Source organism: Pseudomonas sp. 22515, from assembly GCF_052044625.1.
Classification (GTDB): Bacteria; Pseudomonadota; Gammaproteobacteria; order Pseudomonadales; family Pseudomonadaceae; genus Aquipseudomonas; species Aquipseudomonas alloputida.
Genome location: NZ_JBQENN010000003.1, coordinates 116,729 through 142,852, shown reverse-complemented (window position 1 = coordinate 142,852; position 26,124 = coordinate 116,729). Strand labels below are relative to the sequence as shown.

Genomic DNA, 26,124 nt, shown 5'->3' with positions numbered 1-26,124 from the left:
CCTGCGGATACTTATGCAGGGGGTGTTCCCAATGCAACAGGTACAAGGATAGTTGGCGTCAGAAAAGTGGTACGGCCGTACATGGATGTCGCATCGGTATAACTTTTGGCGAAGTTAAACGTTTGCGTAGGCAAAATGATGGCGTTTTGCGCGATGTTTCTAGGCAAGGGTAAACGTAGGACGCACCTTGATGGTGCGTAAGAAAGGTCTGAAAATCGTGAAAATGGCGCGTTCACCTGTAGGAGCGGGTTTACCCGCGAACACGGGCGAAGCCCGTGCCATCCACCGCCGTGTCTTGCTCGCGGGCTCCCACAGATGATGCGTGGACGCCTTATGGCATCTGCACTTCGATCAGGCCATCGGCATTCATGCTCACTTCACTGGTGCCCGCCTCGATATCTGGCGCAGGTGCTGCTTCATCAGCCCCCATGGCCTTCATCGCCATCGGCGCGCTACGCAAGTACGGGCGCGGGTAGCCGCTGCTGTTGAGGTTCAGGCTCACCACTTTGTAGCCTTTGCCACCCAGCGCTTCAGTCGCCAGTTGCGCGCGTGCCTTGAAGGCATCGACCGCATCCTTGAGCAGAGCATCCTCGCTGGCCTTGCGTGTGGCCGGGGCGATGGAGAAGTCCATGCCAGCCATTTTCAGCTCTTGCAACAAATCGGCGGTAAGCTGGGACAAGGCCGGGAAGTTGGCGCTTTCAAGGCGCAGTTCGGCGCGTTCGCGCCAGCCGGTAATTTTCTGGCCCTTGCTGTCATACACCGGGTAGCTGTTGCGGCTGCCTTGGCTGATCTTCACGTCCTTGACCTGGCGTGATTGCTGCACGGCCTTGTTCATGGTTTCGGTAATCTGCTTGGCGAGCTTGCCCGGGTCGCTGTTCTGCGCTTCGCTGTACAGGGTCACGACCATCAGGTCGCGCGCCACTTCCTTGCTGACTTCGGCACGCAGCGATACCTGGTTGAAACGCGGTTCATCGGCGGCCAGTGCCGGCAGGCTGGCGAGCAGGCCGCAAGACATGATCAGAGCAGCGCCGCGACGTGGGATTTGCATGTGGTACTCCTTGGCATTTGAAGGCGTGGGGGCTGGTCATCCATTCCACGCATGGCCCATAAGACCGGCAACAGTGTAGTGGGTTCAAAAGTGCCATCATGAACCTGTGACAAAGTGTGGCGCTTTGCCGCATCGCTGCAGCGAGGCGCCCGGCTTCGGTATACTCCAGCCGATTTTTCTGGAGCACTCATCAGGAGAGCTCATGCTCGCCGCCGTACAACCGTTGTCCGCTACCCGCCAGAACCTCTGGCGCCTGACCGTCATTCGGGTCCTGGTCCTGGCTGCCCAGGCCGGCTCGGTGGGCGTTGCCTACTGGACCGAACTGCTGCCATTGCCCTGGCTGTCGCTGGCCGGCACCTTGGCCTTGTCTTCGTTGCTGTGTGCCTTCACGGCCCTGCGCCTGCGGCTGTCGCTGCCCGTCACCGAAATGGAGTACGCCCTGCAGCTGGCCTGTGACCTGCTGATCCACAGTGCCTTGCTGTATTACTCCGGCGGCTCGACCAACCCGTTCGTGTCGTATTACCTGGTGCCGCTGGCGATTGCCGCGGTGACCTTGCCGTGGCTGTATTCGCTGATCCTGTCGGGCATTGCGCTGACGGCCTACAGCTTGCTGCTGGTGCAGTTCTACCCGCTCGAAGGGCTGCCGATGGCGCGGGACAAGATGCAGGTCTACGGCATGTGGCTGAGCATTGCCCTGGCGGCGGCTGTGATCACCTTCTTTGCCGCGCGCATGGCCGAAGAGCTGCGCCGGCAGGAGCAGCTGCGTTCAGAGCGGCGTGAAGAAAGCCTGCGCGACGAGCAACTGCTGGCTGTGGCTACCCAGGCCGCCGGTGCCGCCCATGAACTGGGTACGCCGCTGGCGACCATGAGCGTGCTGATCAACGAAATGCGCCAGGACCATACCGACCCGATGTTGCAGGAGGACCTGCAGATCCTCCAGGACCAGGTAAAGCTGTGCAAAGAGACTTTGCAACAGCTGGTGCGCGCAGCCGAAGCCAACCGGCGCCTGGCCATCGTGGAGCAGGATGTGACCGCCTGGCTGGACGAGGCGCTCAACCGCTGGCACCTGATGCGCCCGGAAGCCAGCTACCGCTTCCAGCGCCTGCGCGACGGCAAGGTGCCGCGTCTGGCGCCGCCGCCAGACCTGACCCAGGCGTTACTGAATCTGTTGAACAATGCCGCCGATGCCTGCCCTGATGATCTGGAGGTCCGCCTGGACTGGGACGCCCAGGACATCGTCATCAGTATCCACGACCATGGTCCTGGTGTACCGCCAGCCATTGCCGAAGCCATTGGCAAACCTTTTATTACCACCAAGGGCAAAGGCTTCGGCCTGGGCCTGTTCTTGAGCAAGGCCAGCGTGACCCGTGCGGGCGGCTCGGTGAAACTCTATAGTCATGAACAGGGTGGCACCCTGACCGAACTGCGCCTGCCCTATGGCAAGCGAGGAGATGAATGATGAGCGAAGAAAACCAGGTCGAAAGCGAAGAGCTGCCGCACCTGCTGCTGGTGGATGACGATGCCACCTTCACCCGGGTCATGGCCCGGGCCATGAGCCGTCGCGGTTTCCGTGTGAGCACTGCCAGTTCTGCCGAAGAAGGCTTGATTCTGGCCCAGCAGGACCTGCCGGACTACGCCACGCTGGACCTGAAGATGGATGGCGACTCCGGCCTGGTGCTGCTGCCCAAGCTGCTGGAACTGGACCCGGAAATGCGCGTGGTGATCCTGACCGGGTACTCGAGCATTGCCACCGCAGTGGAGGCGGTCAAGCGCGGTGCCTGCAACTACCTGTGCAAGCCGGCTGACGCTGATGATGTGTTGGCAGCACTGCTGTCGGAGCACACCGACCTGGATACCCTGGTGCCGGAAAACCCGATGTCGGTCGATCGCCTGCAGTGGGAACACATCCAGCGCGTGCTGAACGAGCATGAAGGTAATATCTCGGCCACCGCGCGGGCGTTGGGCATGCACCGACGGACGTTGCAGCGCAAGTTGCAGAAGCGGCCGGTTCGGCGCTGATTCTGTATTGATGATGTTGGCCTGTTCGCGGGGGAATCCGCTCCTGCGACTGTGAGCGCGGGCTTGCCCGCGAAGGGCTGCAAAGCAGCCCCCATCAAGGCGAGCACGATGAAGGTACTGTTGGTCATCCTTGCGCTGGTTGCAGGTAGCGCCAAGGCGGAGGACTGGCCTGACCCGCAGTGGCAGACCGACCCTGCCACCCTCGACTGGCAGGCCGTCGACGCTTACGCCTTTCCTGCACGCTCCCCCTCGGAGCGCAGCGGCATCCGCACGGACGCTCTGCTGATCATCCGCGACGGGCGCATCCTCCACGAGCGCTACACCGCGCCCACCCGTGCCGCCACCGCGCACCTGACCTGGTCGGTAAGCAAGAGCGTACTGGCCACGATAATGGGCGTGGCCCAGGGCGAAGGCCGCTTCCAGCTGCAAGACCCGGTCAGCCGCTTCTATCCACCCATGCGCGCCCACCCAGGCGTGCGCGTGGCCGACCTGCTGCACTGGGCCAGTGGCCTCGAGTGGCAGGAAGACTACGAATACGCGCCGCTGAAGTCCTCGGTGGTGGCCATGCTGTATACCCGTGGCCGCGCAGACATGGCTGCCTACGCGGCGGCGCAGGGTGTTGCCGCCAGCCCCGGTCAGCGATTCCTCTACTCCAGCGGCGACAGCAACCTGCTGGCCGCCGCGCTGNCTCGATGCCGCGCAGTACCCCGACTACCCCTGGCACGCACTGTTCACCCCGTTGGGTATCGGCAGTGCGGTGTGGGAGCGTGACCGGGCAGGCACCTACGTAGGCTCTTCCTATCTCTACCTCAGTGCCCGCGATTTGGCCCGTATTGGCCTGCTGATGCAGCGCGACGGGCGCTGGCAGGGCCGACAATTGCTGCCCAAAGCCTGGGTCGCCTTCAACCGCACCCCGTTTGTCCAGGCCCAGGCGCTGCCTGGCGAGGCCATCCCGGGTGGCCATTGGTGGCTCAACCAGTCGATGGCTGGCGCCGAACGGCCTTGGCCCAGTGCACCGGCAGACACCTTCGCCGCCCTTGGCCACTGGGGGCAGGCGTTATATGTGCTGCCTGAGCAAAAGCTGGTGATCGTGCGCTACGCCGATGACCGCGACGGCAGCTATCGACACGACGAACTGCTCAAGCGGGTGCTGGCGGTACTGGCCGGGGAGGGGGCATGAAGCGGCTATTGCTGCTGGCGCTGGCAGGGCTCCTGTTCTGGGCATGGCAGGAACGCCAGGCACTGGCGGACTTCCCCGGCATACTCTCGGCCTACTCGGCCAAGGAATACTGTTCCTGCCGCTTTGTCATGGGCTTCGACAAGGTGTACTGCCAAGGGTACGTGAAGCAGTGGCTGCCACTGAGCCTGCTGGAGGAAAACAGCCAGCAGCGGCGAGTCACCGCTGAAGGCCTGGGGCGACGCAGCCAGGCGGCCTGGCAAGGCGCGCGTGAGGGCTGCCGCTTGCTGCCATGAATGCAGGCGGGTAAGGTTGGCGGCCTGGTTTCACGAGATCTGTCATGTTCAAGTTGCCCCGTCTGCTGCCTGCCTTATTGCTGGCTTTGTGCCTGCCCGCTCATGCCAATTGGCACTTGGATGGCGAATCTTCACGGCTGTCATTCATCACCGGCAAGAACGGCGACACCGCCGAAGTGCATCGCTTTCTGGTGTTGCATGGCACGGTCGATCGCAAGGGTATGGCCGGGTTGAGGATCGAGATGGACTCGGTGAGCAGTGGTATTCCGCTGCGTGACGAGCAAATGCGCGACAACCTGTTCGAGGTCGAGCGCTTCGCCGAGGCCACCGTGAAGGCGAAGATTGACCTGCAGCCGATCAATGACCTGGCCGACGGTGCACAGATCGAGTTGCGCCTGCCGCTGACGGTCACCCTGCATGGCCAGTCGCACAGCTACAATGTCCTGTTGCTGGCCACCCGCCTGGATGCGCGGCGCTTCCAGGTGGTGACCCTTGAGCCTCTGGTGCTGCGCGCCGAAGATTTTGGCTTGCTGCCGGGGCTGGAAAGCCTGCGCAAGTTCGCCAGGTTGAAGTCCATCAACCCGTCGGTACCGGTTAGCGCGGTGCTGATCTTCACTGCGCGCTGACATGGCGGGGCCGGTCTTCCCCTGGCGTGATGGCAATCAGTTCGAACTGCTTATCGACGGCCCTGTGTTTTTTCCGCGCATGCTCCAGGCGATCATGCGTGCCGAGTTCCAGGTTGACCTGGAGCTGTACCTGGTCGAGGCCGGGGCCTGTGCCGATGCAGTGGTCGACGCGCTGGAGCAGGCTGCCCGGCGTGGCGTACGGGTGCGGTGCCTGTTTGATGACTACGGTTCATTGGCCTTCAACAGCGCGTTGCGTCAGCGCCTGCTGGACGCTGGCGTGTACTTGCGCTGGTATAACCGCCTGCGCTGGAAGCGTGGCCTGCGTAACCTTTACCGTGATCATCGCAAATTGCTGCTGGTTGACGAACGTTGGGCCGTGGTGGGGGGGACGGGCGTTACCGACGAGTTCTGGACGCCCGGTGAGGCGACCAGCGAATGGCACGAAGTGATGGTGCAGATGCAGGGGCCGGTGGTGAGCGACTGGCAGTTGCTGTTTGACCGTCAGTGGCAAGCCAACAACCGCCGCACCGCCTGGCGCCCTGCTGAAGGCTTTGGCCTGCCGCGTCTGCCCAAGGTGCCTGCGCAGGGGCAGGGCATGGGCCGGGTCGCTTATGCCGACGCCCGCCAGCACCAGGACATCCTGCACGCGCTGGTACGGGCGCTGAACAGCGGCAAGAAACGGGTGTGGCTGGCCACGCCGTACTTCCTGCCGACCTGGAGTGTGCGCCGTTCATTGCGTCGGGCCGCCAGCAAGGGCCTGGACGTGCGTCTGTTGTTGACCGGTCCGCGCACCGATCACCCCTCGGTACGCTACGCCGGGCATCGGTACTACCCGCGTCTGTTGCGTGCGGGTGTGCGGATTTTCGAGTACCAGCCGTGCTTCCTGCACCTGAAGATGGCGGTGGTAGACGACTGGGTCAGCGTCGGTTCATGCAACTTCGACCACTGGAACTTGCGCTTCAACCTTGAAGCCAACATCGAAGCGCTGGACCCGCCGTTGACTGCGGCGGTGGTGGCCAGCTTCGAGCGCGACTTCGCCCAGAGCGAGGAAGTCGACCTCGCCCACTGGCATGCGCGCCCTTTGTGGCGCAGGGTGAAGCAACGGATCTGGGGCTGGCTTGATCGGTTGGTGGTCAACTTCCTCGACCGCCGTGACTGACAGCGGCTATCGTGCAGTGACTATTCACAGTTAACCGAAGGAGTGGGCGAGATGACGGCGAAGAAAATTCTCATGCTGGTGGGCGACTACGTCGAAGATTACGAAGCGATGGTGCCGTTCCAGGCCTTGAGCATGGTGGGCCACACGGTGCATGCGGTGTGCCCGGAAAAGCTGGCGGGGCAGACCGTGCGTACCGCGATTCATGACTTTGAGGGTGAACAGACCTACAGCGAAAAGCCAGGGCACAATTTTGCCCTGAATTATGATTTCGTGCGGGTGCGGCCCGAGAGTTATGACGCGCTGCTGATCCCAGGTGGCCGCGCGCCGGAGTACCTGCGCCTGAATGAAAAGGTGTTGGACCTGGTGCGGGCGTTCGACCAGGCCGGCAAGCCGATTGCGGCGGTGTGCCATGGGGCCCAGCTGCTGGCAGCGGCAGGGGTGCTGGAGGGGCGTGAGTGCAGCGCGTACCCGGCATGTGCGCCAGAAGTGCGCCTGGCGGGTGGCACGTTCATCGACATCGCGGTGGACCAGGCGCATGTGGATGGCAACCTGGTGACCGCACCGGCATGGCCCGCGCACCCGGCCTGGCTGGCGGCGTTCCTTCAAGTGCTGGGCACGCGCATTGTCTGACAGGCTTGATTGAATTGGCAGCGGGTTGCTTCAGGCAACCTGCTCAACCCAGTCATTGAGGTTGTAGTAGTTGGTCACCCGGGCAATCTTGCCACAGTGAATATAGAAGAACGCCCCCGCCGGTAGCACATAGGTTTGGCCGTTTGCCGTCGGCAGCCCTTCGTCATCGGCCAGGTATTGGCCATGCACGGTGAACTCCGCTGCCGCGCGGCTGCCATCGGCGTTCTGCATCACCACGATGTCGGCCAGGCGCTCGCGGTAGCAGCGGTTCATCTTGTCCATGAACGCGGCGAACCTGGCCTTGCCCATCTGACGCTCGCCCTGGTTGATGTCGTGGATCACGTCTTCGCTGAGCAGCGCCAGAAAGCCCGGCATGTCACCCGCGTTGAAGGCGGCGTAGTAAGCATTTACCAGTTCGGTTGCGGTCATGGAACATTTCCTGTCGTGTAGGGAAAAGGCGGGTCGTTACCTCGGATGATAGGGTTTCCCCTCAAGCCCGGCTTAGCCGAGCGCGTCATCCACATCGACAAAACGACCGCCAAACATGGAAATACGCCTGTTGCACGGTGCCGCTATCGCGCCTTACATCGATGACCTCGCTCGCCTGCGCCTTACTGTGTTCCGCGAGTTCCCCTACCTTTACGACGGCACCCCGGAGTACGAGGCCGACTACCTGGCCAACTATGCCCGCTCCGGGCGCAGCTTGGTTGTGCTGGCGCTGGACGACGGCAAGGTGGTCGGCGCCTCTACCGGCCTGCCGTTGGTGGATGTGGCGCCCGAATTCCAGCAGCCATTCCTGGCCCAGGGGCGAGACCCGGCCAGTGTGTACTACTTTGGTGAGTCGCTGGTGTTGCCGGCATACCGCGGTCAGGGCCTGGGGGTTCGCTTCTTCATCGAGCGCGAGTCCTACGCACACAAACTGGCCGAGTTCGATTACTGCGCGTTCTGCGCGGTCGAGCGACCTGGTGCGCACCCGCGACGGCCAGCCGAGTACAAACCCCTGCATGGCTTCTGGCGCAACCGCGGCTTCCTGCACGACCCATCGCTGCGTACCACCTACGCCTGGCGCGACCTGGACGAGCAGGAAAGCTCCGACAAGCTGATGTCGTTCTGGCTCAAGGCACTGCCGATATGATCCGCCTGGCCGCCTGCCAGTACGCTATCGAGCTGCACGAAACCTGGGACGCCTACGCCGACCACCTGCAAGGCCTGTGCGCCGAAGCGGTGGAGGCGGGGGCACGCTTGCTGCTAATGCCGGAGTACGCCGGGCTGGTGCTGAGCGGCCAGCTGAATGCCGGGCAGCGGGAAGACCTGAAGGCTTCGATTGCCGGCATCCAGCCGCTGATCGAACCTTGGAAAGCGTTGTGCGAGCGTCTTGCCCGACGCTGGGGGATCTACCTGCAACCGGGCAGTGTGCCGGTGCTGGACGAAGATGGGCGCTACCGCAACCGTGCCTGGCTGTTCGGCCCCCAAGGTGTGCTGGGTTATCAGGACAAACTGATGATGACCCGCTTCGAGCGCGAGCAGTGGGACATCGCTGCGGGCCAGGGGCTGCAGGTGTTCGAAACCGAACTGGGGCGCTTGGGCATCCTGATCTGCTACGACAACGAGTTCCCGATGCTGGCCCGCCGCCTGGCCGAGTGTGGTGCCGATCTGATCCTGGCGCCAAGTTGTACCGATACCGAAGCCGGTTACCACCGGGTGCGTATCGGCGCCCAGGCGCGTGCCCTGGAGAACCAGATTGCCGTGTTGCAGAGCCCTACGGTGGGGGTGGCGCCCTGGTCGCCGGCATTGGACGAGAATATCGGCCGGGCAGGCTTGTTCGTGCCGCCGGATCACGGGATGCCGGGGGATGGGGTGGTGGCGTTGAGCGAGCAGTTGAACCCGGACTGCAGCCAGTGGCTGGTGTGTGAGGTAGATCTGCAGGAAGTGCGTCGGGTGAGGCGGGAAGGGCAGGTGTTTACCTGGCGGGACTGGCCGGAGCAGTTCGAGAGAGTCCTGTGATGACAGTGCGGCCTCTTCGCGGCCAAGGCCGCCCCCACAGGTAACGCGTAGCCTTCTGGCTTGCGCTGTACGTGTGGGAGCGGGCTTGCCCGCGAAGCCGCCGCCGCAGTTACATCAGGTTACTTCACTTCGACGGCCAGGCTTTCGGCAATCTTGCTCTGCCACAGGGCAGGGCCAGTGATGTGTACCGACTCGCCGTTGCTGTCCACAGCGACGGTCACCGGCATGTCCTTGACCTCGAACTCGTAGATCGCTTCCATGCCCAGCTCGGCGAAGGCCAATACCTTCGACTTGCGGATGGCCTGGGCGACCAGGTAGGCAGCGCCGCCAACAGCCATCAGGTACACGGCCTTGTTGTCCTTGATCGCCTCGATGGCGGTCGGGCCACGCTCGGACTTGCCGATCATGCCCAGCAGGCCAGTCTGCTCAAGGATCTGGCGGGTGAACTTGTCCATACGGGTAGCAGTGGTCGGGCCGGCTGGGCCTACCACTTCGTCACCCACCGGGTCGACCGGGCCGACGTAGTAGATGAAGCGGCCTTTCAGGTCTACCGGCAACGCTTCGCCACGGTTGAGCATTTCAACCATGCGCTTGTGCGCGGCATCGCGGCCGGTCAGCATCTTGCCGTTGAGCAGGATGGTTTCGCCCGGCTTCCAGCTGGCCACTTCTTCCGGAGTAATGTCGTCGAGGTTGACGCGACGGGCGCTTGGGCCGGCTTCCCAGACGATTTCCGGGTAGGCGTCCAGCGACGGCGCTTCCAGCTCTGCCGGGCCGGTGCCATCAAGCACGAAGTGGGCGTGGCGGGTAGCGGCGCAGTTGGGGATCATGCACACCGGCAAGGACGCCGCGTGGGTCGGGTAATCCATGATCTTGACGTCGAGCACGGTGGTCAGGCCACCCAGGCCCTGGGCGCCGATGCCCAGCTGGTTGACTTTGTCGAACAGCTCCAGGCGGATTTCTTCCAGGCGGTTCTGTGGGCCACGGGCTTTCAGTTCGTGAATGTCGATGGACTCCATCAACACTTCCTTGGCCATGACCGCGGCCTTCTCGGCGGTACCGCCGATGCCGATGCCGAGCATGCCAGGCGGGCACCAGCCAGCACCCATGGTCGGCACGGTCTTCAGTACCCAGTCGACGATCGAGTCGGACGGGTTGAGCATGGCCATCTTCGACTTGTTTTCCGAGCCGCCGCCCTTGGCTGCGACATCGACTTCCACCTTGTCGCCGGGGACGATGGAGTAGTGGATCACTGCCGGGGTGTTGTCCTTGGTGTTCTTGCGGGCACCGGCCGGGTCGGCCAGGATCGAAGCGCGCAGGACGTTTTCAGGCAGGTTGTAGGCGCGACGCACACCTTCGTTGATCATGTCGTCGACGCTCATGGTGGCGCCATCCCAGCGCACGTCCATGCCCACGCGGATGAACACGGTGACGATACCGGTGTCCTGGCAGATTGGACGATGGCCGGTGGCGCACATGCGCGAGTTGATCAGGATCTGGGCGATGGAATCGCGTGCAGCAGGCGACTCCTCACGCAGATAGGCCTCGTGCATGGCCTGGATGAAATCGACGGGGTGGTAGTACGAGATGAATTGCAGGGCGTCGGCGACGCTCTGAATCAGGTCGTCTTGCTTGATCACGGTCATGCAGCGCGCTCCTCTTAAAGACGGGAACATTCAAAAAGACGCTCGACATAGCCGACCAGCACGTCGAAGCGCCTTGCAAGGCGCCGGCAGGTCAGGCCGACGGAAAAAGGCGCGGCAGTATAGCGCGCATCCGTGCCCGGCACACCTGCGGCCGGTCTGGACCATGGTCGGTAACGGGCAGGCATGGTTTTTCTGCCAAGCGTGACGTCGCAGGCGACAGGTATCCAAGAGGCTGAGTGGTGATAGGGGGTGAGCCGACTGAAGAATATGGAGGGTACAGGCCGAGCTCGTGCACGGGTTAAGGTGAACTCGGCCTTTGATCACTACAACGTAGCAGAGGTGATGGGGTCAACTGTCCGTGTTGCAACGGAGTAAAAAGCCCACGCGGGCACGACCGGACTCGAAATCGGTTCCGCAGATGATGGTTTTGCCAGTCACCTCGGCGCTGGATCTCACGGCAATATCCATGCTGTCACCCAATGCAATGCGTCCCCAGCCGCGGTTTTCACCAAATGCTGTGTCAGGAGTTCCGTCAAGGTTGAAGCGCCCGACGACGACATCAGCTTCTTCACCGCCTAACGTGGAACCGGAGGTGATAATTTTCTCCAGGGAACGGTTGACGTATCCGCTTGTCCACTGCCCGCCCTCGCCACCAAATTCGGTGGTGCCGCCGAAGCCGGGGATTTTCGAGCCGCTGCGCGTAAAGGCCGTCAGGTAGCCTTTTTGCAGGCCCACGGAGGCGATGCAAACGATGCTGCCTTCATCATTCAGCGTATCCAGATCATGGAAATACAACCCGCTCGCGAGCTCCGATAGTAAATATCCATTCGCACCAAACTCTCCATCTTCCAAACCGGTGTCTTTCAAGCAGACTATGTAGGGGCCACTGTCGTCCTTGATTGTAGTGATGCCGCAGACATAGATTTTTCTGCCTGTGATCAAGCAGACTCTTCCGGAGCTTTCGGAAGATTGAGGAGGGGTCAGGAATTTATATCCAACCTTATTGAAGCTGGTGTCGTAATCTCCGTCGAAGTTAAACTTCATCAGCACGCTGTGTGACCAGGGGTACTGGTAGGTAACAAAAACTCCGTCTGTGCTGGATATGCTGGTGAGGGGCGGTGCCGCTGCCGGATTCGTTGTCGGATTTGTTGAGGACTTCGGAGGTGCCGGGGGCAGTTCGATGACCTTGTGTCCATGGCTGCCGAATCGGGTGTCCAACTGCCCGTTCGCAGTGAAACGAGCCAGCGCCGGCAACTCCAAGTTGGTCGATGGGTCGCGGCAGGTGCCCGTGATGATGATGTGCTCGCCGTGCAGATGAATGCCTGCGGATGAAGAGTTGTAGCCCTCTTTGAAGGTTCCGGTAGCCAAGCCGCCTTTGCCAAACGTAGTATCCAATTTCCCGTTGTGGTCTATGCGCATGAGCGCATAACCCAACGCATCGCCAATACGGGTCTGACCTACGCACAGGCGCCATTTATCATCTTTGGCTGAGACTGTTGAGGCGTTTATTGACACCAAGTTCAGGTCTGGATAAGCAATGCCTTGTTCGCCATAGTCAGGGTCTAATAGTTCTGATTTTATAGGTGTGAATTTCATGATGGGTACCTCCACGCTTGAGGAGATCCCAGCGTGATGTGTTAGCCATCAAGGTTAAACTGTCAAATTTGTCAGTTGACACTCAATTCGTTGATTGTAAAAAAATAATTCTGCCGTCGCTGTGGTACATTCGCCATGAAACCCGCCGTCAGGTTCCTGGTTTTGGAGAAACTGTAATCATGCCCATAATCTGTGTGGGCTTGCGCCGTTGGACTGTGCCCATTGGCAGCAACCTGCTCGATGCCCTCAACGAGGCGGGGCTTAATGTGCCTTACAGTTGCCGCGCCGGCAGTTGCCACGCCTGCCTGGTGCACTGCCTGGACGGGCAACCGGCAGACGCTTTGCCCGAGGCATTGGCGTTGGAGAAGCACGCCCAGGGCTGGCGCCTGGCTTGCCAGTGCCGGGTGGTCGAGGACCTGCGTGTGGCGCTATACGACCCCTTGCTGGGTGGTGTACCGGCACAGGTCTGTGCGTTGGACTGGTTTGGCGATGTATTGCGCCTGCGGTTGCGCCCCGATCGGGTGGTGCGTTACCAGGCGGGGCAGCACGTGGTGCTGTGGCTAGGCGCGGTTGCTCGGCCTTATTCCTTGGCCAGCCTGCCGGGTGAGGATGATTTTCTCGAGTTTCATATCGATTGCCAGCGGCCTGGTGCCTTTTGCGACAAGGCGCGTGGTCTGCAGGTCGGCGATCAGATGCGTTTGGGGGAGTTCAGAGGCGGAGCCCTTCATTACGACCCTGATTGGCAGGAGCGGCCGCTGTGGTTGCTGGCTGCGGGAACCGGGCTGGCGCCGCTCTGGGGTATCTTGCGCGAAGCGTTGCGCCGGGGGCATCGGGGCGAAATCCGGGTGGTGCATGTGGCGCGGGATCCGGCTGGGCACTATCTGGCGGAGAAGCTGCTGGAGCTGCCCGGGGTGAGTGTCGAGCTGGTGCTGGTGGAGCATGTGGATGAAGCGTTGGCCGGGATGCGCCTGTTGTCGCGCCAGACGGTGGCGCTGCTGTGTGGGGCACCGGCGAGTGTCGAGCGGTTTGCCCGGCGGATGTTCATGGCAGGGGTACCGCGGGGGCAGGTGTTTGCTGATGTGTTCGTCGAGCATGCCTGAGGGTCGCCTTGACGTGCGAAGGGCCGCAAAGCGGCCCCTCTTTCATGCGGCGCTGCGCTCGGCGACGGGCACCTCGGCCTGCCCCCGCCGATAGAGAACCAGGTAATACGACCCCAATCCGATCAACCAGCAGAACACTGCCGTCCACACATTGTGCGACAGGAAGTGCGCCCCCTGCATCATCCTGCCCACCGACAGTACCGACCCTGCTATCAAGGCCACTGCAAATGCCACCCGCGCCAGGCGCGGCTTGCGATCACGCAGCATGAAAAACAAGGCGAACAGGCAGAAACCGGTCGCTGCATGCCCGCCCGGCCAGCACAGCCCAGGCTTGTCGGTAGGCGGCCGTGGTTCCAGCAGCTTGCTGTAGGTTTCGGTGCCGCCAAACTGGGTCAGGCTCCAAGGGCACTGCACCTGGGTGACTTTTTTCAGCGGCGTGACAAACGCCGTGGACAAGCCCAGTGCCAGCGCCAGGCAGCCCAGTTCACGGCGCCAGCCAAACAGGCGCTTCCAGAAAAAGCTCGCGGCAAAGGTCAGCAGCGATATCACCCCCAACAGGATCACCACTTGCTTGACCCGGTCATGCAGGATGTTTTCCAGCAGGTAACTGTGGCGGCCAATGAACTGCCCGGCAGCGGGGTCGAAGAACAGGTTGGCGACATCCATGTCGACTGAAGTCAGCTCCAGCAGGATCAAGGCCAGCGCAGTCGCCAGGGGAATCCCCAGGTACAGCCAATAGTTGATCGGGCGAGGGGAGGTGCGTTGCTGCATGACGGCTCCAGGGCGCGAAAAAGATCGGGTATTGTCGGGCGCCCGCTATCCTGTGTCCGTGAAGGATCAGTGAAAAAACCGTCAAGTGCGGTGAATTTTCCCCAGGGCTGGCACCGTGCAGGCATAGGCCTTAAGCTGCGCCTGCCGCGCACCACAGCGAAGAGCGCCGCACAGGAGAAACCGATGCGCATTCTTTTGGTTGAAGACAACCGCGATATCCTGGCCAACCTGGCCGATTACCTGGGCATGAAAGGCTACACCGTCGACTGTGCCCAGGATGGCCTGTCCGGGCTGCATTTGGCCGCCACCGAACACTACGACCTGATCGTACTCGACATCATGCTGCCAGGCATCGATGGCTACACCCTGTGCAAGCGCTTGCGCGAAGATGCCCGCCGTGACACGCCGGTGATCATGCTCACTGCCCGTGACCAGCTGGACGACCGCCTGCAGGGCTTCCGCTCTGGGGCTGACGACTACCTGCTCAAGCCATTTGCCCTGTCGGAGCTGGCGGCGCGCATCGAAGCGGTGCTGCGCCGTGCCCAGGGCGGTGGGCGCCGCACCCTGCAGGTGGCTGACCTGAGCTACGACCTCGATACCCTTGAGGTAACCCGCCAGGGGCGCCTGCTGAAGCTTAACCCGGTCGGCCTCAAGCTGCTGGCGGTACTGATGCAGAAAAGCCCGCACGTACTGCGCCGCGAGGTGCTGGAAGAAGCCTTGTGGGGCGATGACTGCCCCGATAGCGACAGCCTGCGCAGCCATGTGCATCAGTTGCGCCAGGTGATCGACAAACCGTTTGAAAAACCGTTGCTGCATACCGTCCATGGCGTCGGCTATCGCCTCGCCGAGGGCCGCGATGGAGTTTAAGCAAAGCCTTGCCCAGCGCATCATCATCGCCTTTGCCCTGATGAGTGCGCTGGTGGCCGGGGCCTTCGCATTCGGTATCGTCGGCACGGTGCACCTGGTCGAAGAGCGACTGATTTCCTCGGTACTGGGCGGTGACCTGCAGCGCCTGTTGCGTATGGACAGCGTCAGTGACTGGAGTCATCGGCCTCGCCCAGACCAGCTGTTCTATTTCAGTGGCGGGCGTGACGACTTCGAGCTGCCCAAGGACCTGCGGCACCTCGACCGCGGTTTCCACGAAGTGTTCCGAGACCAGCTGTCCTACCACGCCATGGTCGAGATTGTTGATGGTCGCCGCTATGTACTGCTGCAGGACCAGAGCGACTTCGAGGAGCGCGAGCGCGTACTGTTTGCCGTGGTTGTGGTGGGCTTCGTGCTCAGCCTGGTGTTGGCGGTCATCCTTGGCTGGCTGGTTGCACGTCGGGTAATGGCACCGGTCATCCGCCTGGCGCGTCAGGTGCGACACCGCGATCAACTACTGGGCCTGGCCCCGCCGCTGGCTCCGGATTATGCGGCAGACGAAGTCGGCCAGCTTGCAGTGGCTTTCGACGACACCCTGGGCCGCCTGCGTGATGCGCTGACCCGCGAGCGGCTGTTCACCAGCGACGTCAGCCACGAGCTGCGCACGCCGTTGATGGTGTTGGCGACCTCGTGTGAGCTTCTGATGGAAAACCCCGGCCTCGATGCCCGTGCGCGTAGCCAGGTGGAGCGCGTGGCGCGGGCCACCGAAGAAATGCGCGAGCTGGTCAAGACCTTCCTCATGTTGGCCCGCGCGCAGCGTGATGAGGGGGCAGTGGCGTCACGGGCGACCCTGCGCGAAGTGGCCGACGAGCTCATCGGGGTGTGGCGCGACACCATCGAACAGAAAGGCCTCACCCTGTATTTCGATGGTCGCGTGAGCGCTAGCCCTGTGCTGTACAACGCCACCTTCCTGCAGTCGGTGATGGGCAACCTGCTGCGCAATGCGGCGCACTACACCGACAGTGGGTATATCCGCCTGAGCCTGGAAGCCAACGGTTTCAGCGTAGAGGACAGCGGCGTGGGTATCCCCGAAGAGCAGCGCGAGGCCATGTTCAGGCCGTTCGTGCGCGGCGATGAACGGCGTGGCGAGGGGCTTGGGCTGGGGCTTTCGCTGGTGCAGCGGATCTGCGACGACCAAGGTTGGCGTGTCACCCTGACATCCACCTTGCCGCATGGCTGCCGCTTCCAGGTGGACCTGAGCAACACCGTGGCCAAAGGCGACCCGGACACCTTGGTCGAGTAATGTTTTGTATCAGGTCAAATAGTGCTCAACGTTTTTTTCACATTGGCATGACCTGATTCCAACGCTTGCATGACTAGTGTGGGCGCAATGGAGTCAGGAGATGCCCAATGCGTAGCCCCATCAAGCTTGAATTTTCCGAGAAGTACGACAAAGACCATGCACGCGAGTACTTTCTCAAGCACCAGGACGGCCTGGCGCGACGCCTTTCCCACAAGCGAGATGAGCAGTTGGCGCGCCGCGCCTTGGCATTGGCGGGCGAGCCTGGCCTGGTACTCGACCTGCCATGCGGAGCGGGCCGTTTCTGGCCGCTGTTGGCGGAAAAGCCCAATCGGGTAATCATCGGTGCCGACAACTCCGAGGCCATGATCGAGACAGCCTGTGCGGCGCAGCCGCCAGAAGTGGTGGCACGGGTACGGCCTTTGCAGACTTCGGCATTTGCCATCGACCTGCCAGACAACGCCGTGGACAGCATTTTCTGCATGCGCCTGTTCCATCACATTGGCGAGTCGGCGCACAGAAAGACCATTCTTTCGGAATTTCAACGAGTTAGCCGTGATAGCGTGATCCTGTCACTGTGGGTGGATGGCAACTTCAAGGCCTGGCGCCGGAAAAAGCTGGAGCAGCGCCGTAGCGCCAAGGCCGAGCAGGATAATTACCAGAACCGTTTCGTGTTACCTGCCGAAACGGTCGAAGAAGAATTCAGGGCCGCCGGCTTCAGAATCCAGGAGCGCCTGGACTTCCTGCCGTTCTATGCCATGTGGCGGGTCTATGTATTGCGTAAGGGGTAGTGTTTGATGGCTGTAGCCCATAAAGGGGAAGCGCAGTTCGATTTTTACTGGCGCCAGCAAGGCGAGTGGGTCGAGGAGCCTAACCAGCGCCGCGGCGGCGAGAGTGGCGTGCAACGCCTTAACGATGCCGATGGCAAGCTGTTGTATGCCAAACGCCAGGTTGGGCATATCTACCGCAGCCTGTTGCACCCTTTTGGTCGGCCGACTGTGTTGCGTGAACTCGATGCGCTGAACAGTTTCGAGCAGTTGGGCGTGCGTGTACCGCGCATCGTCTTCTGTGGCGCACAGCGTGATGCCGAGCACCAGTGGCGCGCGCTGCTGGTCAGCGAAGCGCTGGACGGTTTTGTCGAACTCGACACCTGGCATGCCGAAGGTGCCCGCGAGCGTTACCCGCAGGTGGTGCATGAGCGCATGCTCAAGGACCTGGCGGACAACCTGGCGCGGATGCACCTGGGGCACTGGCAGCACGGCTGCCTGTATGGCAAGCACGTATTCATCAAGGTAATCGGCGAGGGCGAGCAGGCCCGCGTCGAAGTGGCGCTGCTGGACCTGGAAAAGTGCAGGCGGCGTATCAGCTGCCAGCGGGCGGCCGGCAATGACTTGCGTCAGCTACGCCGCCATTCGTCGCTCAATGACGCGGAATGGCAGACACTGCTCTACTTTTACAAGATGGCGTTTGGCAGCGCTGTCAAAGGGTTAGAGTAATGAAACTAGAAATTGCTCGAGCTTTGTTCCTGGTAGCGGGCCTGGCGGTGACCACCGTGGCGGTGGCTGCCTGGGAAGAGCCGAGGCCAACGGTGTTCAGCAAGGCTGAGATGGCAGACCAGTGCGCGTTGCCGCGGGATGCAAAACCGCAGCAGCAGGCCCAGAGCGAGCCGGACCAGGACCTTTTGCTGTTCCTGTTTGGCCTGCGTCAAGGGTTGCGGCCATTTGGATGAACCCTGCGTTAGCTGAAAAAGCCAGAGGCCTCGCGATTGCGGGGCCTTTGGCTTTTTGCATCTGCGTTGCCGGCCTCTTCGCGGGCAAGCCCGCCCCCACAGGTCGGTTCAAGCGATTGCAGGTGCCTTGGCGCTCGCCTTGTGCGCCAGCAGGGTGTAGACGCACGGCAACACAAACAAGGTAAACAGCGTGCCAATCGACATCCCGGTGGCAATCACCATACCGATGTCAAATCGGCTGACCGCTCCCGCCCCGGTTGCCAGAATCAGCGGCACCATGCCGAACACCATCGCCGCGGTGGTCATCAGCACCGGCCGCAGGCGAATGGCCGCTGCTTCCTCGATCGCTTCGCGCACACTTAGGCCACGCTCATCGCGTAGCTGATTGGCGAACTCGACGATCAGGATTCCGTGCTTGCTGATAAGCCCGATCAATGTCACCAGCCCGACCTGGGTGTAGATGTTCATGCTCGACACACCCAGGAACAGCGGCAAAAGCGCGCCACAGATGGACAACGGCACGGTCACCAGAATCACCAACGGGTCGCGGAAGCTTTCGAACTGTGCAGCCAGCACGAGGAAAATGATCGCCAGCGCCAGGCCGAAGGTGACCCACAATGCGCTGCCTTCCTGCACATACTGGCGGGCCACGCCGGCGTAGTCGAAGGCAAAGCCCTCCGGGGCCTCTTCGCGAGCGATGTCCTGCACGGTCTTCAGTGCCTCGCCCAGGCTGACCATGGGGACGCCCTGGATGATCGCAGCGTTCAGTTGCTGGAACTGGTTGAGCTGGCGTGGGCGAGCGCGGTCGGTGAGGGTGATCAGGGTCGACAACGGCAACAACTGGCCCTGCTCGTTCTTCACGTAGTAGTTGTTCAGCCAGCCGGGGTTGTCGCGGTAAGGCCGTTCAACCTGGGCGATCACCTTGTAACTGCGGCCTTCAAGGGTGAAGCGGTTGATTTCCGCCTCGCCCAGCAGGGTCGCCAGGGTGCCGCCGAGGGTGTCCATCGACACCCCCATCTGCGCCGCCTTTGCCCGGTCGATGTCCACCACCACTTCGGGCTTGTCGAAGGCAAGATCGATATCGAGGAAGGCGAACTTGCCCGATGCCTGAGCGCGCGTCTTGATGCGCTGGGCCACGTCCAGCAGTGCCGGGTAGTCGCCAGCGGTATTGATCACAAACTGGAATGGCAAGCCCTCGCCAGTGCCGGGCAACGACGGCAGGTTGAAGCCGAAGATCTGCAGCCCGCTGATTTCCTCGAGTTTGGCCTGCACCAGCGGCAGTAGCTCCATCTGTGTGCGTTCGCGCTCGTTCCAGGGCTTGAGCAAAAAACCACCGATACCAGTCTGCACGCCGTTGAAGCCGTTGATCTGAAACGACGAGTAATACTCGGGGAAGGCCTTGAACAGCGGTGTGAACTGGTCGGTGTAGGCGTTGAGGTAGTCGAGGTTGGCCGGTTGAGGCGAGCTGCTCATCATGAAAATCACCCCCTGGTCCTCGTTCGGCGCCAGTTCGTTCTGGGTGAATTTGAGCAGCACCGGGATCAGGCACAGGATGATCACGGCCAACACCAGCACCACCGGCCGGCTGTCGAGGGTGGCGTGCAGCACACGCTGGTAGCGCCCTTTCAGGCGTTCGAACAGCTGGTCGAGGCGGTGGGCCAGGCCGCTCGGGTTCTGCTCCCGGCGCAGCAGCAGGGCGCACATCATCGGTGACAGGGTCAGGGCAACGATACCGGAAATGACCACCGCCCCGGCCAGCGTCAGGGCAAACTCCTTGAACAGCGCGCCGGTGAGCCCGGTGAGGAAGCCGATCGGTGCATACACGGCGGCAAGGGTGATGGTCATGGACACCACTGGCATGGCAATTTCGCGCGCGCCTTCCAGGGCTGCGTCGAACGGCGACTTGCCTTCTTCCATGTGCCGGTGAATGTTTTCCACCACCACAATGGCATCGTCCACCACCAGGCCGATGGCCAGCACCATGGCGAGCAGGGTCAGCAGGTTGAGCGAGTAGCCCATCATCTGCATGAAGAACAGTACACCGATCATCGACAGCGGTATGGTCACCACCGGAATCAGTACCGAGCGCAGGGCACCGAGGAACAGGAACACCACCACGATGACGATCAGCACCGCTTCGCCCAGGGTCTTGATCACTTCGTCGATCGAGGCCTGGATGAACCGCGTGGCGTCGTAGGCAATCGACACTTTCAATGCCGAGGGCAGCTGGCTTTCCAGCTCAGGCATGATGCGCCGCACTTCCTTGATGACATCCAGTGGGTTGGCGGCCGGGGTGGCCTTGATGCCGATATAGACCGACGGGGTGCCGTCGAACGAGCTGACCGTGTCGTAGTTTTCTGCGCCCATCTCGACCCGCGCCACATCGCCCAGCAGCACGCGGCTGTCACCGCTGGTCTTGAGCGGCAGGGCGGCGAACGCCTCGGCCGACTTCAGTTCGGTGCTGGCGTTGACGCTGGTGACCACGTATTCGCCTTTCACCTCGCCAGCGGCGGAAAGGAAGTTGTAGCGGCGTACGGCATTGGTCACGTCGGTAGCCGAAAGGCCGAAACCGGCCAGCTTCACCGGGTCCAGCCAAAGGCGCATGGCGAACACCTGGTTGCCGAGGATCTCCGCCTCGGCCATGCCCGGCAAAGTGGCCAGCTTGGGCTGGATAACACGTGACAGGTAGTCGGTGATCTGCGGGTTGCTCATTTCCTTGCTGTAGAAGCTGACGTACATCAGCGCCGAGGCGTCGGCAGCTTCCTTGCTCAGTACCGGGTCTTCTGAGTCCTGGGGAAGCTTGTTACGCACCTCATTGGCCTTGGCCAGCAGTTCGGTGAACAGCCGGTCGCTGTCGGCGCCAACGCGCGCGTAAATGGAAATGATCGAGAAGTTCTGCCGGCTCACCGAGGTCATGTAGTCAATGCCTTCGGCGCTGGCCAGGCTTTGCTGCAATGGCTGGGTGATATAGCCCTGAATGGTTTCGGCGTTGGCCCCGGGGTAGGCGGTAGTGACCGTGATCAGGGCGTTTTCCATTTGCGGGTACTGGCGGATCTGCAGCTTGTTCCAGGCTTGGAAGCCGAGCAGCAGAATCAGCAGGCTGACCACGCTGGCCAGCACCGGGCGGCGGATGAACGGGTCGGTGAACGCCATGCCAGCCTCCTGTCAGTCCTTGGCCGCCGCGCCCGGTTCGGGCTTGAGGGCGTTGTCCTGGCCAATGCGTATCGCGGCACCGGGTGTGAGTTTCAGCTGCCCGGCGGTGACCACCTGTTCCCCGGCCTGCAGGCCTTCGCTGACTACAACCACGCCGTCTCGGCGCTCGCCAGTCTTTACCGTGCGCTGTTCGGCGACCAGCTGGGGTTGGCCCTTGTCGTCGTACTCCGGCTTGCCGTCCTTGTCCTTTTTCGGTGAGGCGACATACACCGAGTTGCCATACAGGGTGTAGGTAATGGCGCTTTCCGGCACCACCACTTGTGGCTGCGGGTTGGGCAGCAGGATCAACAGGCTGGCGAACATGCCTGGCAGCAGTTTGCCGTCGGGGTTGGCCAGGGTGGCACGTACCAGCAGGTTGCGCGTGGTTTCCTCGACCTTGGGGTTGATGGCGCTGAGGCTGGCGGGGAAGCGCTGGCCGGGGTAGGCGGCCACTTGCACCAGCACCTGCTGGCCCAGGCTCAGGCGTGGCAGGGCCTGTTCCGGCACGTTGAAGTCTACGTACAGGCTGGACGTGTCTTGCAGGGTGGCGATCACAGCCCCGGCGGCCAGGTACTGGCCGATGTCCACCTGGCGGATGCCGATGGTGCCGCTGAAAGGCGCATTGATGCGTTTCTTGATCTTCTGCGCCTTAAGCTGCTCGACCACTGCCTGGTTGCGCCGGTACTGGGAGGAAAGGCGGTCGAACTCGCCGCGGGAGATGGCCGAATCGCCCACCAGCTGGCTGCCACGGCCGAAGTCGACCTTGGCCAGGCCCAGGTCGGCCAGGGCGGTACCGAGCAGGGCTGTTTCCTGATCGTCATTGAGCTGCAAGAGCAGTTGCCCGGCCTTGACCTGCTGGCCTGAGTCGAAGTGCAGGGATTTGACGATGCCTTCCACCTCCAGGCTCAGATCCACACCCTGCAGCGCCTTGAGGCTGCCGACAGCGGGCAGGCGCTCTTGCCACGGGCGCTGTTCAGCCATGGCAGCCGCCACGGTGATAGGGGGCTTGGGGGCAGTGAACATCTGGATCTGCTGGTAGATCGAGAAGGCTTTGTAACCCCCCAGGGCCAGCACGATCAGCAGAACCACGGCCAACATGATGAGCATGCGGCGGCGCAGCATAGGTCCGGTTCCTTGGATGCAGTTGTTATTCGCTTCTACACGACAACGGGCGATCCTGCCCACGTGTGGATGGGGGAAGTATTGACTGTTTTTCCGGAGATGGGGGGGGTAAATGCCTGTGCCGGCCTTTTCGCGGCTAAAGCCGCTCCTACAGGGACTGTGTAGAACCCTGTGGGATCGGCTTTAGCTGCGAGAAGGCCAGTGAGTGCAACAGAACAATCAGACGAGATGCAGGTGGTTGTCCCAGAAGCCGGACGGCAGGTTCATCGGTTGCCCGACCAGTTCGGCCTTGCGGCAATCGTAGAACCGGCAGCGGCCCTGCCCGGAGGTGACGACAAAGCCGTCCTTCACCGCGCCAACGCCTGCGCAGTCGGGCATCGGGGCATCCAGCCGCACCGCGCCGCTGTCCAGGTCCCAGACGAACAGGCGGTTGGCCCGCGGTGCCGTCAGCGCCACCAGCCGCAGCTCGCTGTGGATGGCAACGCTTGCGGTGTATTGGGCCATGGCTTGCAGTTGCCGCTCTGGCACCGGGAAGGCCTTGAATGGCTCGCCCGGGCGCTTGATCGCCAGCAGCTCGGCAGTTTCATCGGCATCGCCCATGAACTGCTGGCAGGCGGCGATGGTGCCATCGCTGGCCACTGCCAGGTGTCGCACGCTGTTCATCTGCTGGGTCAGGGTTTCCTTGCTCAGCAGGGTGCCGTCGCGCTGCATCAGCACCAGGCTCGGTTGCATGGCGTCGAGGTTCATCTCGACACGGCTTTCGGCTTCGGTACGGATACCGCCGTTGGCCACGACCAGCGTTTCACCGTCAGGCAGCCAGGCAACCTCGTGCGGGCCGATACCGTGGGTCGGGATCTCACCGGTGTGCACCAGGCGTTCGCCTTCGAAACGGTACACGCCAAGCACACCGCGCCCGGGGTCGGTGGTGTCGTTCTCGGTGGCATACAGCCATTCGCCACCTTTGTGCACGACGGCGTGGCCATAGAAGTGCCGGTTCGGCTGCGAGGTTACTGTTTGCAGCAGGCGCCCGTCACGCAGGTCGATCAGGTAGCTTTCGGTGCCTGGGCGGCGGGCGACGAACAGGGCGATGGGCAGCTCGGGGTGGTGGATGATGGCATGGCAACGCTGAGCGACCTGGGTGCTGAACACCTGTGTGCCGTCCAGGCGAAAACCTACGGCAAAGTGCTGGCCGTTGCCGTTGTCACGCGCCGAGAGCAGCAAGGGTTCGCTGCCTTTGTTGCGGAACAGGCTCCAGCCGCCCAAGGTGAGGGCACTGAGCAATACGCTACCGAGTTTGAGTGCCTGGCGTCGCAGCATGATCAGTCACCGTCGTTGGCATTGAAGCCCAGCTGGATGTTCAGCGCCTTGGCAAGATCGCCTTCGTGCAGGCGGTGGACGACGTTCAAGCTGTCGTAGATCTGGTTGAGGGTTTGCTGACCGGCGTCGTCGGCCAGCAGCTCACCCAGCGTTTTCTGGTTATCGGCCAGCAACTTGAGCGAGGTTGCGTAGGCAGCGTCGATCTTGTCCGCCAGCGCTTTCTGATCGCTGGGCAGCAGGCCGCGCAGGCCCTGGTTGTCTACCCCGACCCAGACAGCTTCGGCGGCCTTGAGGCTGGCCTGCAGGCTATTCATCGAGTTGTGGCTGCGCCAGGCCTCGGCCTGCAGCGGCTGCGGGATGCCCTTGCTCTGACGGCCCATCGGTGCGCCGAGCTTCTTCTTCAGGGTATCCAGGGCGGTCACCTGGGCGCGCAGCAGATCGGCGATAGCCTCGTGGGAATCGGCGTAGCGCTGGTTGGGGAACTTGGTCATCTGCGAAAGCATGCCATCGGTGCTGTTCCAGCCTTTGAGAATCTCCTCTGCCAAGGCCTTCTGGTGCGCGCCGATGGCCACCAGCAGCGGGCAGTAGCGGGCTTTCTGTTCGGCAGTGGCGATGTCCGGCTTGCTGTCGAACAGGATGTACTCATAGGCCGACAAGCCACGTACCACTACGCTGGACTTGCCCAAAGCCTCAGCATCAACCGGCTTGTCGCCGTTGACCAGTTGCTCGACCTGACGGCCGACCAGGTTTTTCTTGTCAGGCCAGAATTGGACCTGCCAGGCGCGGTTGCCTTCAGCCAACGGGCCGACCAGTAGCGGTTGCAGCTCGGCCCAGGCTTTTTGTGCGTTGAGGAAGTCGGCGCGGGCTTTGTCCAGGCTTTCCTTGCCTTCGCAATAGGCCAGGGCACTGGCAGCCAGCGTACGGTCGGCTTCGACCCAGCGGCTGTAGGTAGGCAGGATCACCTGGTTGGCGATGGCGGCGGAGGTCACTGCTTGCGGGTCTTGTGGCGAGCAGGCACCGAGGGCGAGTGCGGCGAGGCTGGTGAACAACAGTTTGGGTCGGAACATGCCCGGCTCCTTTGCGCGTTTAAAGTGAGTTCAGGAACGCCAGCAACGCGGCGCGCTGCTCGGCATTGAAAGTGAGTACGAAATTGCGTGCCGCCTCGGCTTCGCCACCGTGCCACAGCACGGCCTCAAGCAGGTTGCGGGCGCGGCCGTCATGCAGGAACTGGCTATGGCCGCTGACCGTTTCGCTCAGGCCGATGCCCCACAGTGGCGGCGTACGCCAGTCCTGGCCGTTGGCGGCGAATTCGGTGCGCTCGTCGGCCAGCCCCGGGCCCATGTCATGCAGCAGCAGGTCGCTGTAGGGGCGGATGACCTGGTTGGCCAATGCGGGTTCGGTGGCGTCGGCGGCTGTGGTGAACTGCGGTGTGTGGCAACCTTGGCAACCCGCCTGGTAGAACAGGTTCTTGCCCGCCAGCACCTGTGGCGAGCCGACGTCGCGGCGGGCCGGCACAGCCAGGTTGCGGGTGTAGAACGTGACCAGGCGCAGGATGTTGTCGCTGACTTCTTTCTCGCCATCGGCACCGTCGCCGTTGGGCGCAGCCAGGCAGCCGGTTTGTGCCGGAGTGCAATCGTCGTTGGGCAGCAGGGTGCTGGTCAGGCCCATGTCGCCGGCAAAGGCGTGCACGTTTTGCTGGTTGACGTTGGGCTGCCCGGCTTTCCAGCCGAAGCGGCCGATCACTGTTTTGCCCTGGGCGTCGTCCCATACACGGTTGGCCCGCCCGCGGATGCCATCGCGGTTACGGTCGTCCGGGTCTTCGTTGGCCAGCAGGTCGGCTTCGGGGATCGCTTCAAGCAGGCCCAGGCCGATCATCGGTGGTGCCACCCGCGCAGAAAAACGCGTGTCGGGGTGCATCACTCCATAGCCGAGCTGGGTGATCTGCAGGGCTGGCTTGCGCAGCTCGACCTGGTGGCCGTCCTTGAATGACACGGTTTCGTGGGTGTAGCTCACCCGCACCTTGCCTTCGGGCGCCACGCCGGGGATGGCCATGTCCTGCAACTGGGTACCGTAGACGGGCTCTGGCACCACGCCGAGGCGCTCGATCACTTTGGCCAGGTAGGGTTGGTCGGGGATCGACAGGCGCACCAGCATACCCACCGCGTTGCTGTCGCCCTGCTCTGGTGGGTGGCCACGGCCATCGCGCACGTGGCAGTTCTGACAGGCGTTGGTATTGAACAGCGGGCCCAGACCATCACGCGCGGTGGTGGTTGACGGCGCGATCACCCAAGGGTTGCGAAAGAAACTGTTGCCAACGGCGAAGTCCAGGCGCAGCGCTGGCGAGAGGTTGGCCGAGGGCAGGGAATAGGCATTGCGGTCGCTGCGCTGCACGGTCGCCTGGCCACCCGACAACGCTTCGCCGGGCTCGGCGTGGGTGAAGCGCGGGGCGTCGTCACAGGCGGCCAAGGCCAAGGCCAGCAGCAGAGGGGGGAGTCGGGACAGCGACAAGGACATCGAGAATCCTGGGCGTG

Annotated in this window: 24 protein-coding genes and 1 pseudogene; 15 read left to right on the top strand and 10 right to left on the bottom strand. The window is 62.4% G+C overall.

Features of this window, described 5'->3' with window-relative positions:
• Positions 1–331: 331 nt before the first annotated feature.
• Entirely contained in the window at positions 332–1,048 is a 717-nt protein-coding gene (locus tag ACTJJN_RS05075; protein ID WP_003255248.1) for an SIMPL domain-containing protein, read from the bottom strand.
• A gap of 202 nt (positions 1,049–1,250) precedes the next feature.
• Here ACTJJN_RS05075 and ACTJJN_RS05070 point away from each other — a divergent pair, with 202 nt between their 5' ends.
• The 7 genes and pseudogenes from ACTJJN_RS05070 (at position 1,251) to ACTJJN_RS05040 (ending at position 6,955) form a co-directional block, all read left to right on the top strand.
• Positions 1,251–2,507, top strand: coding sequence for an ATP-binding protein (locus ACTJJN_RS05070; protein WP_012051278.1), 1,257 nt, complete (start codon positions 1,251–1,253; stop codon positions 2,505–2,507).
• A complete protein-coding gene (locus ACTJJN_RS05065; RefSeq protein ID WP_003255244.1) occupies positions 2,507–3,067 on the top strand; it encodes a response regulator transcription factor in 561 nt (186 codons plus the stop codon). Before ACTJJN_RS05070 ends, ACTJJN_RS05065 begins: the two co-directional genes overlap by 1 nt.
• 108 nt (positions 3,068–3,175) lie before the next feature.
• Positions 3,176–4,247 (top strand): annotated as a pseudogene (locus tag ACTJJN_RS05060) (serine hydrolase domain-containing protein).
• Positions 4,244–4,540, top strand: a complete 297-nt coding sequence (locus ACTJJN_RS05055) for a hypothetical protein (protein WP_012051281.1) — start codon at positions 4,244–4,246, stop codon at positions 4,538–4,540. The pseudogene ACTJJN_RS05060 and the gene ACTJJN_RS05055 overlap by 4 nt, the downstream one beginning before the upstream one ends.
• A 44-nt stretch (positions 4,541–4,584) precedes the next feature.
• Complete coding sequence (locus ACTJJN_RS05050; protein ID WP_012051282.1) at positions 4,585–5,166, top strand: YceI family protein; 582 nt, start codon at positions 4,585–4,587, stop codon at positions 5,164–5,166.
• 1 nt (position 5,167) lies between these two features.
• The gene (locus ACTJJN_RS05045) at positions 5,168–6,325 is read left to right on the top strand and encodes a phospholipase D-like domain-containing protein (protein WP_003255240.1); all 1,158 of its coding nucleotides are present in this window, start codon (positions 5,168–5,170) and stop codon (positions 6,323–6,325) included.
• Positions 6,326–6,376: 51 nt separating this feature from the next.
• Positions 6,377–6,955 carry a DJ-1/PfpI family protein gene (locus ACTJJN_RS05040; protein ID WP_003255238.1) on the top strand — a complete coding sequence of 193 codons (579 nt, stop codon included), beginning with the start codon at positions 6,377–6,379 and terminating at the stop codon, positions 6,953–6,955.
• Between the two features lie 30 nt (positions 6,956–6,985).
• On the opposite strand, the gene ACTJJN_RS05035 is transcribed toward ACTJJN_RS05040, so the two are convergent.
• On the bottom strand, positions 6,986–7,384 hold the full coding sequence (locus tag ACTJJN_RS05035; protein ID WP_003255237.1) for a nuclear transport factor 2 family protein: 399 nt from the start codon (positions 7,382–7,384) through the stop codon (positions 6,986–6,988).
• A gap of 115 nt (positions 7,385–7,499) precedes the next feature.
• Between ACTJJN_RS05035 and ACTJJN_RS05030 the strand changes: the two genes are divergently transcribed.
• The gene (locus ACTJJN_RS05030; RefSeq protein WP_003255235.1) at positions 7,500–8,090 is read left to right on the top strand and encodes a GNAT family N-acetyltransferase; all 591 of its coding nucleotides are present in this window, start codon (positions 7,500–7,502) and stop codon (positions 8,088–8,090) included.
• Entirely contained in the window at positions 8,087–8,959 is an 873-nt protein-coding gene (locus ACTJJN_RS05025; protein ID WP_440781031.1) for a carbon-nitrogen hydrolase family protein, read from the top strand. The genes ACTJJN_RS05030 and ACTJJN_RS05025 overlap by 4 nt, the downstream gene beginning before the upstream one ends.
• Positions 8,960–9,078: 119 nt before the next feature.
• On the opposite strand, the gene ACTJJN_RS05020 is transcribed toward ACTJJN_RS05025, so the two are convergent.
• On the bottom strand, positions 9,079–10,602 hold the full coding sequence (locus ACTJJN_RS05020; RefSeq protein WP_012051284.1) for a fumarate hydratase: 1,524 nt from the start codon (positions 10,600–10,602) through the stop codon (positions 9,079–9,081).
• A 348-nt stretch (positions 10,603–10,950) separates the two neighbouring features.
• Positions 10,951–12,198, bottom strand: coding sequence for a hypothetical protein (locus tag ACTJJN_RS05015; protein WP_088512977.1), 1,248 nt, complete (start codon positions 12,196–12,198; stop codon positions 10,951–10,953).
• A 179-nt stretch (positions 12,199–12,377) separates the two neighbouring features.
• Between ACTJJN_RS05015 and ACTJJN_RS05010 the strand changes: the two genes are divergently transcribed.
• Positions 12,378–13,298 carry an iron-sulfur-binding ferredoxin reductase gene (locus ACTJJN_RS05010; RefSeq protein WP_047603316.1) on the top strand — a complete coding sequence of 307 codons (921 nt, stop codon included), beginning with the start codon at positions 12,378–12,380 and terminating at the stop codon, positions 13,296–13,298.
• 42 nt (positions 13,299–13,340) lie between these two features.
• On the opposite strand, the gene ACTJJN_RS05005 is transcribed toward ACTJJN_RS05010, so the two are convergent.
• Complete coding sequence (locus ACTJJN_RS05005) at positions 13,341–14,069, bottom strand: phosphatase PAP2 family protein (protein ID WP_047603318.1); 729 nt, start codon at positions 14,067–14,069, stop codon at positions 13,341–13,343.
• A 183-nt stretch (positions 14,070–14,252) separates the two neighbouring features.
• On the opposite strand from ACTJJN_RS05005, the gene colR reads away from it, so the two are divergent.
• The 5 genes from colR (at position 14,253) to ACTJJN_RS04980 (ending at position 17,962) form a co-directional block, all read left to right on the top strand.
• A complete protein-coding gene (gene colR, locus ACTJJN_RS05000) occupies positions 14,253–14,936 on the top strand; it encodes a two-component system response regulator ColR (protein ID WP_003255215.1) in 684 nt (227 codons plus the stop codon).
• Entirely contained in the window at positions 14,926–16,236 is a 1,311-nt protein-coding gene (locus ACTJJN_RS04995; RefSeq protein ID WP_014589790.1) for a sensor histidine kinase, read from the top strand. The genes colR and ACTJJN_RS04995 overlap by 11 nt, the downstream gene beginning before the upstream one ends.
• Before the next feature lie 107 nt (positions 16,237–16,343).
• Entirely contained in the window at positions 16,344–17,024 is a 681-nt protein-coding gene (locus tag ACTJJN_RS04990) for a class I SAM-dependent methyltransferase (protein ID WP_010952107.1), read from the top strand.
• Positions 17,025–17,030: 6 nt separating this feature from the next.
• The gene (locus ACTJJN_RS04985; RefSeq protein ID WP_004574440.1) at positions 17,031–17,729 is read left to right on the top strand and encodes a lipopolysaccharide kinase InaA family protein; all 699 of its coding nucleotides are present in this window, start codon (positions 17,031–17,033) and stop codon (positions 17,727–17,729) included.
• On the top strand, positions 17,729–17,962 hold the full coding sequence (locus ACTJJN_RS04980) for a hypothetical protein (protein WP_003255207.1): 234 nt from the start codon (positions 17,729–17,731) through the stop codon (positions 17,960–17,962). Before ACTJJN_RS04985 ends, ACTJJN_RS04980 begins: the two co-directional genes overlap by 1 nt.
• 108 nt (positions 17,963–18,070) lie before the next feature.
• Here the strand turns inward: ACTJJN_RS04980 and ACTJJN_RS04975 are convergent, their stop codons facing one another.
• The 5 genes from ACTJJN_RS04975 to ACTJJN_RS04955 all read right to left on the bottom strand — a co-directional run bounded on the left by ACTJJN_RS04975 (position 18,071) and on the right by ACTJJN_RS04955 (position 26,107).
• Entirely contained in the window at positions 18,071–21,115 is a 3,045-nt protein-coding gene (locus tag ACTJJN_RS04975; protein WP_440781029.1) for a multidrug efflux RND transporter permease subunit, read from the bottom strand.
• A gap of 12 nt (positions 21,116–21,127) precedes the next feature.
• The gene (locus ACTJJN_RS04970; protein ID WP_014755415.1) at positions 21,128–22,276 is read right to left on the bottom strand and encodes an efflux RND transporter periplasmic adaptor subunit; all 1,149 of its coding nucleotides are present in this window, start codon (positions 22,274–22,276) and stop codon (positions 21,128–21,130) included.
• A gap of 219 nt (positions 22,277–22,495) precedes the next feature.
• Positions 22,496–23,593 carry a DUF1513 domain-containing protein gene (locus ACTJJN_RS04965; protein ID WP_004574444.1) on the bottom strand — a complete coding sequence of 366 codons (1,098 nt, stop codon included), beginning with the start codon at positions 23,591–23,593 and terminating at the stop codon, positions 22,496–22,498.
• Positions 23,594–23,595: 2 nt separating this feature from the next.
• Entirely contained in the window at positions 23,596–24,660 is a 1,065-nt protein-coding gene (locus ACTJJN_RS04960; RefSeq protein WP_010952113.1) for an imelysin family protein, read from the bottom strand.
• 19 nt (positions 24,661–24,679) lie between these two features.
• A complete protein-coding gene (locus ACTJJN_RS04955) occupies positions 24,680–26,107 on the bottom strand; it encodes a di-heme oxidoreductase family protein (RefSeq protein ID WP_440781027.1) in 1,428 nt (475 codons plus the stop codon).
• Positions 26,108–26,124 lie beyond the last annotated feature (17 nt).

Excerpts from the sequence above, each read along its gene's own strand:
- ACTJJN_RS05065 (WP_003255244.1), top strand. The coding sequence starts at position 2,507 with ATGAGCGAAGAAAACCAGGTCGAAAGCGAAGAGCTGCCGCACCTGCTG.
- ACTJJN_RS04995 (WP_014589790.1), top strand. The coding sequence starts at position 14,926 with ATGGAGTTTAAGCAAAGCCTTGCCCAGCGCATCATCATCGCCTTTGCC.
- ACTJJN_RS04955 (WP_440781027.1), bottom strand. The coding sequence starts at position 26,107 with ATGTCCTTGTCGCTGTCCCGACTCCCCCCTCTGCTGCTGGCCTTGGCC.
- ACTJJN_RS05075 (WP_003255248.1), bottom strand. The coding sequence starts at position 1,048 with ATGCAAATCCCACGTCGCGGCGCTGCTCTGATCATGTCTTGCGGCCTG.
- ACTJJN_RS04965 (WP_004574444.1), bottom strand. The coding sequence starts at position 23,593 with ATGCTGCGACGCCAGGCACTCAAACTCGGTAGCGTATTGCTCAGTGCC.
- ACTJJN_RS05055 (WP_012051281.1), top strand. The coding sequence starts at position 4,244 with ATGAAGCGGCTATTGCTGCTGGCGCTGGCAGGGCTCCTGTTCTGGGCA.
- ACTJJN_RS05070 (WP_012051278.1), top strand. The coding sequence starts at position 1,251 with ATGCTCGCCGCCGTACAACCGTTGTCCGCTACCCGCCAGAACCTCTGG.
- ACTJJN_RS05020 (WP_012051284.1), bottom strand. The coding sequence starts at position 10,602 with ATGACCGTGATCAAGCAAGACGACCTGATTCAGAGCGTCGCCGACGCC.
- ACTJJN_RS05010 (WP_047603316.1), top strand. The coding sequence starts at position 12,378 with ATGCCCATAATCTGTGTGGGCTTGCGCCGTTGGACTGTGCCCATTGGC.
- ACTJJN_RS04990 (WP_010952107.1), top strand. The coding sequence starts at position 16,344 with ATGCGTAGCCCCATCAAGCTTGAATTTTCCGAGAAGTACGACAAAGAC.
- colR (WP_003255215.1), top strand. The coding sequence starts at position 14,253 with ATGCGCATTCTTTTGGTTGAAGACAACCGCGATATCCTGGCCAACCTG.
- ACTJJN_RS04970 (WP_014755415.1), bottom strand. The coding sequence starts at position 22,276 with ATGCTGCGCCGCCGCATGCTCATCATGTTGGCCGTGGTTCTGCTGATC.
- ACTJJN_RS05015 (WP_088512977.1), bottom strand. The coding sequence starts at position 12,198 with ATGAAATTCACACCTATAAAATCAGAACTATTAGACCCTGACTATGGC.
- ACTJJN_RS04985 (WP_004574440.1), top strand. The coding sequence starts at position 17,031 with ATGGCTGTAGCCCATAAAGGGGAAGCGCAGTTCGATTTTTACTGGCGC.
- ACTJJN_RS05040 (WP_003255238.1), top strand. The coding sequence starts at position 6,377 with ATGACGGCGAAGAAAATTCTCATGCTGGTGGGCGACTACGTCGAAGAT.
- ACTJJN_RS04960 (WP_010952113.1), bottom strand. The coding sequence starts at position 24,660 with ATGTTCCGACCCAAACTGTTGTTCACCAGCCTCGCCGCACTCGCCCTC.
- ACTJJN_RS05045 (WP_003255240.1), top strand. The coding sequence starts at position 5,168 with ATGGCGGGGCCGGTCTTCCCCTGGCGTGATGGCAATCAGTTCGAACTG.
- ACTJJN_RS05030 (WP_003255235.1), top strand. The coding sequence starts at position 7,500 with ATGGAAATACGCCTGTTGCACGGTGCCGCTATCGCGCCTTACATCGAT.
- ACTJJN_RS05035 (WP_003255237.1), bottom strand. The coding sequence starts at position 7,384 with ATGACCGCAACCGAACTGGTAAATGCTTACTACGCCGCCTTCAACGCG.
- ACTJJN_RS05005 (WP_047603318.1), bottom strand. The coding sequence starts at position 14,069 with ATGCAGCAACGCACCTCCCCTCGCCCGATCAACTATTGGCTGTACCTG.
- ACTJJN_RS05050 (WP_012051282.1), top strand. The coding sequence starts at position 4,585 with ATGTTCAAGTTGCCCCGTCTGCTGCCTGCCTTATTGCTGGCTTTGTGC.
- ACTJJN_RS04980 (WP_003255207.1), top strand. The coding sequence starts at position 17,729 with ATGAAACTAGAAATTGCTCGAGCTTTGTTCCTGGTAGCGGGCCTGGCG.
- ACTJJN_RS05025 (WP_440781031.1), top strand. The coding sequence starts at position 8,087 with ATGATCCGCCTGGCCGCCTGCCAGTACGCTATCGAGCTGCACGAAACC.
- ACTJJN_RS04975 (WP_440781029.1), bottom strand. The coding sequence starts at position 21,115 with ATGGCGTTCACCGACCCGTTCATCCGCCGCCCGGTGCTGGCCAGCGTG.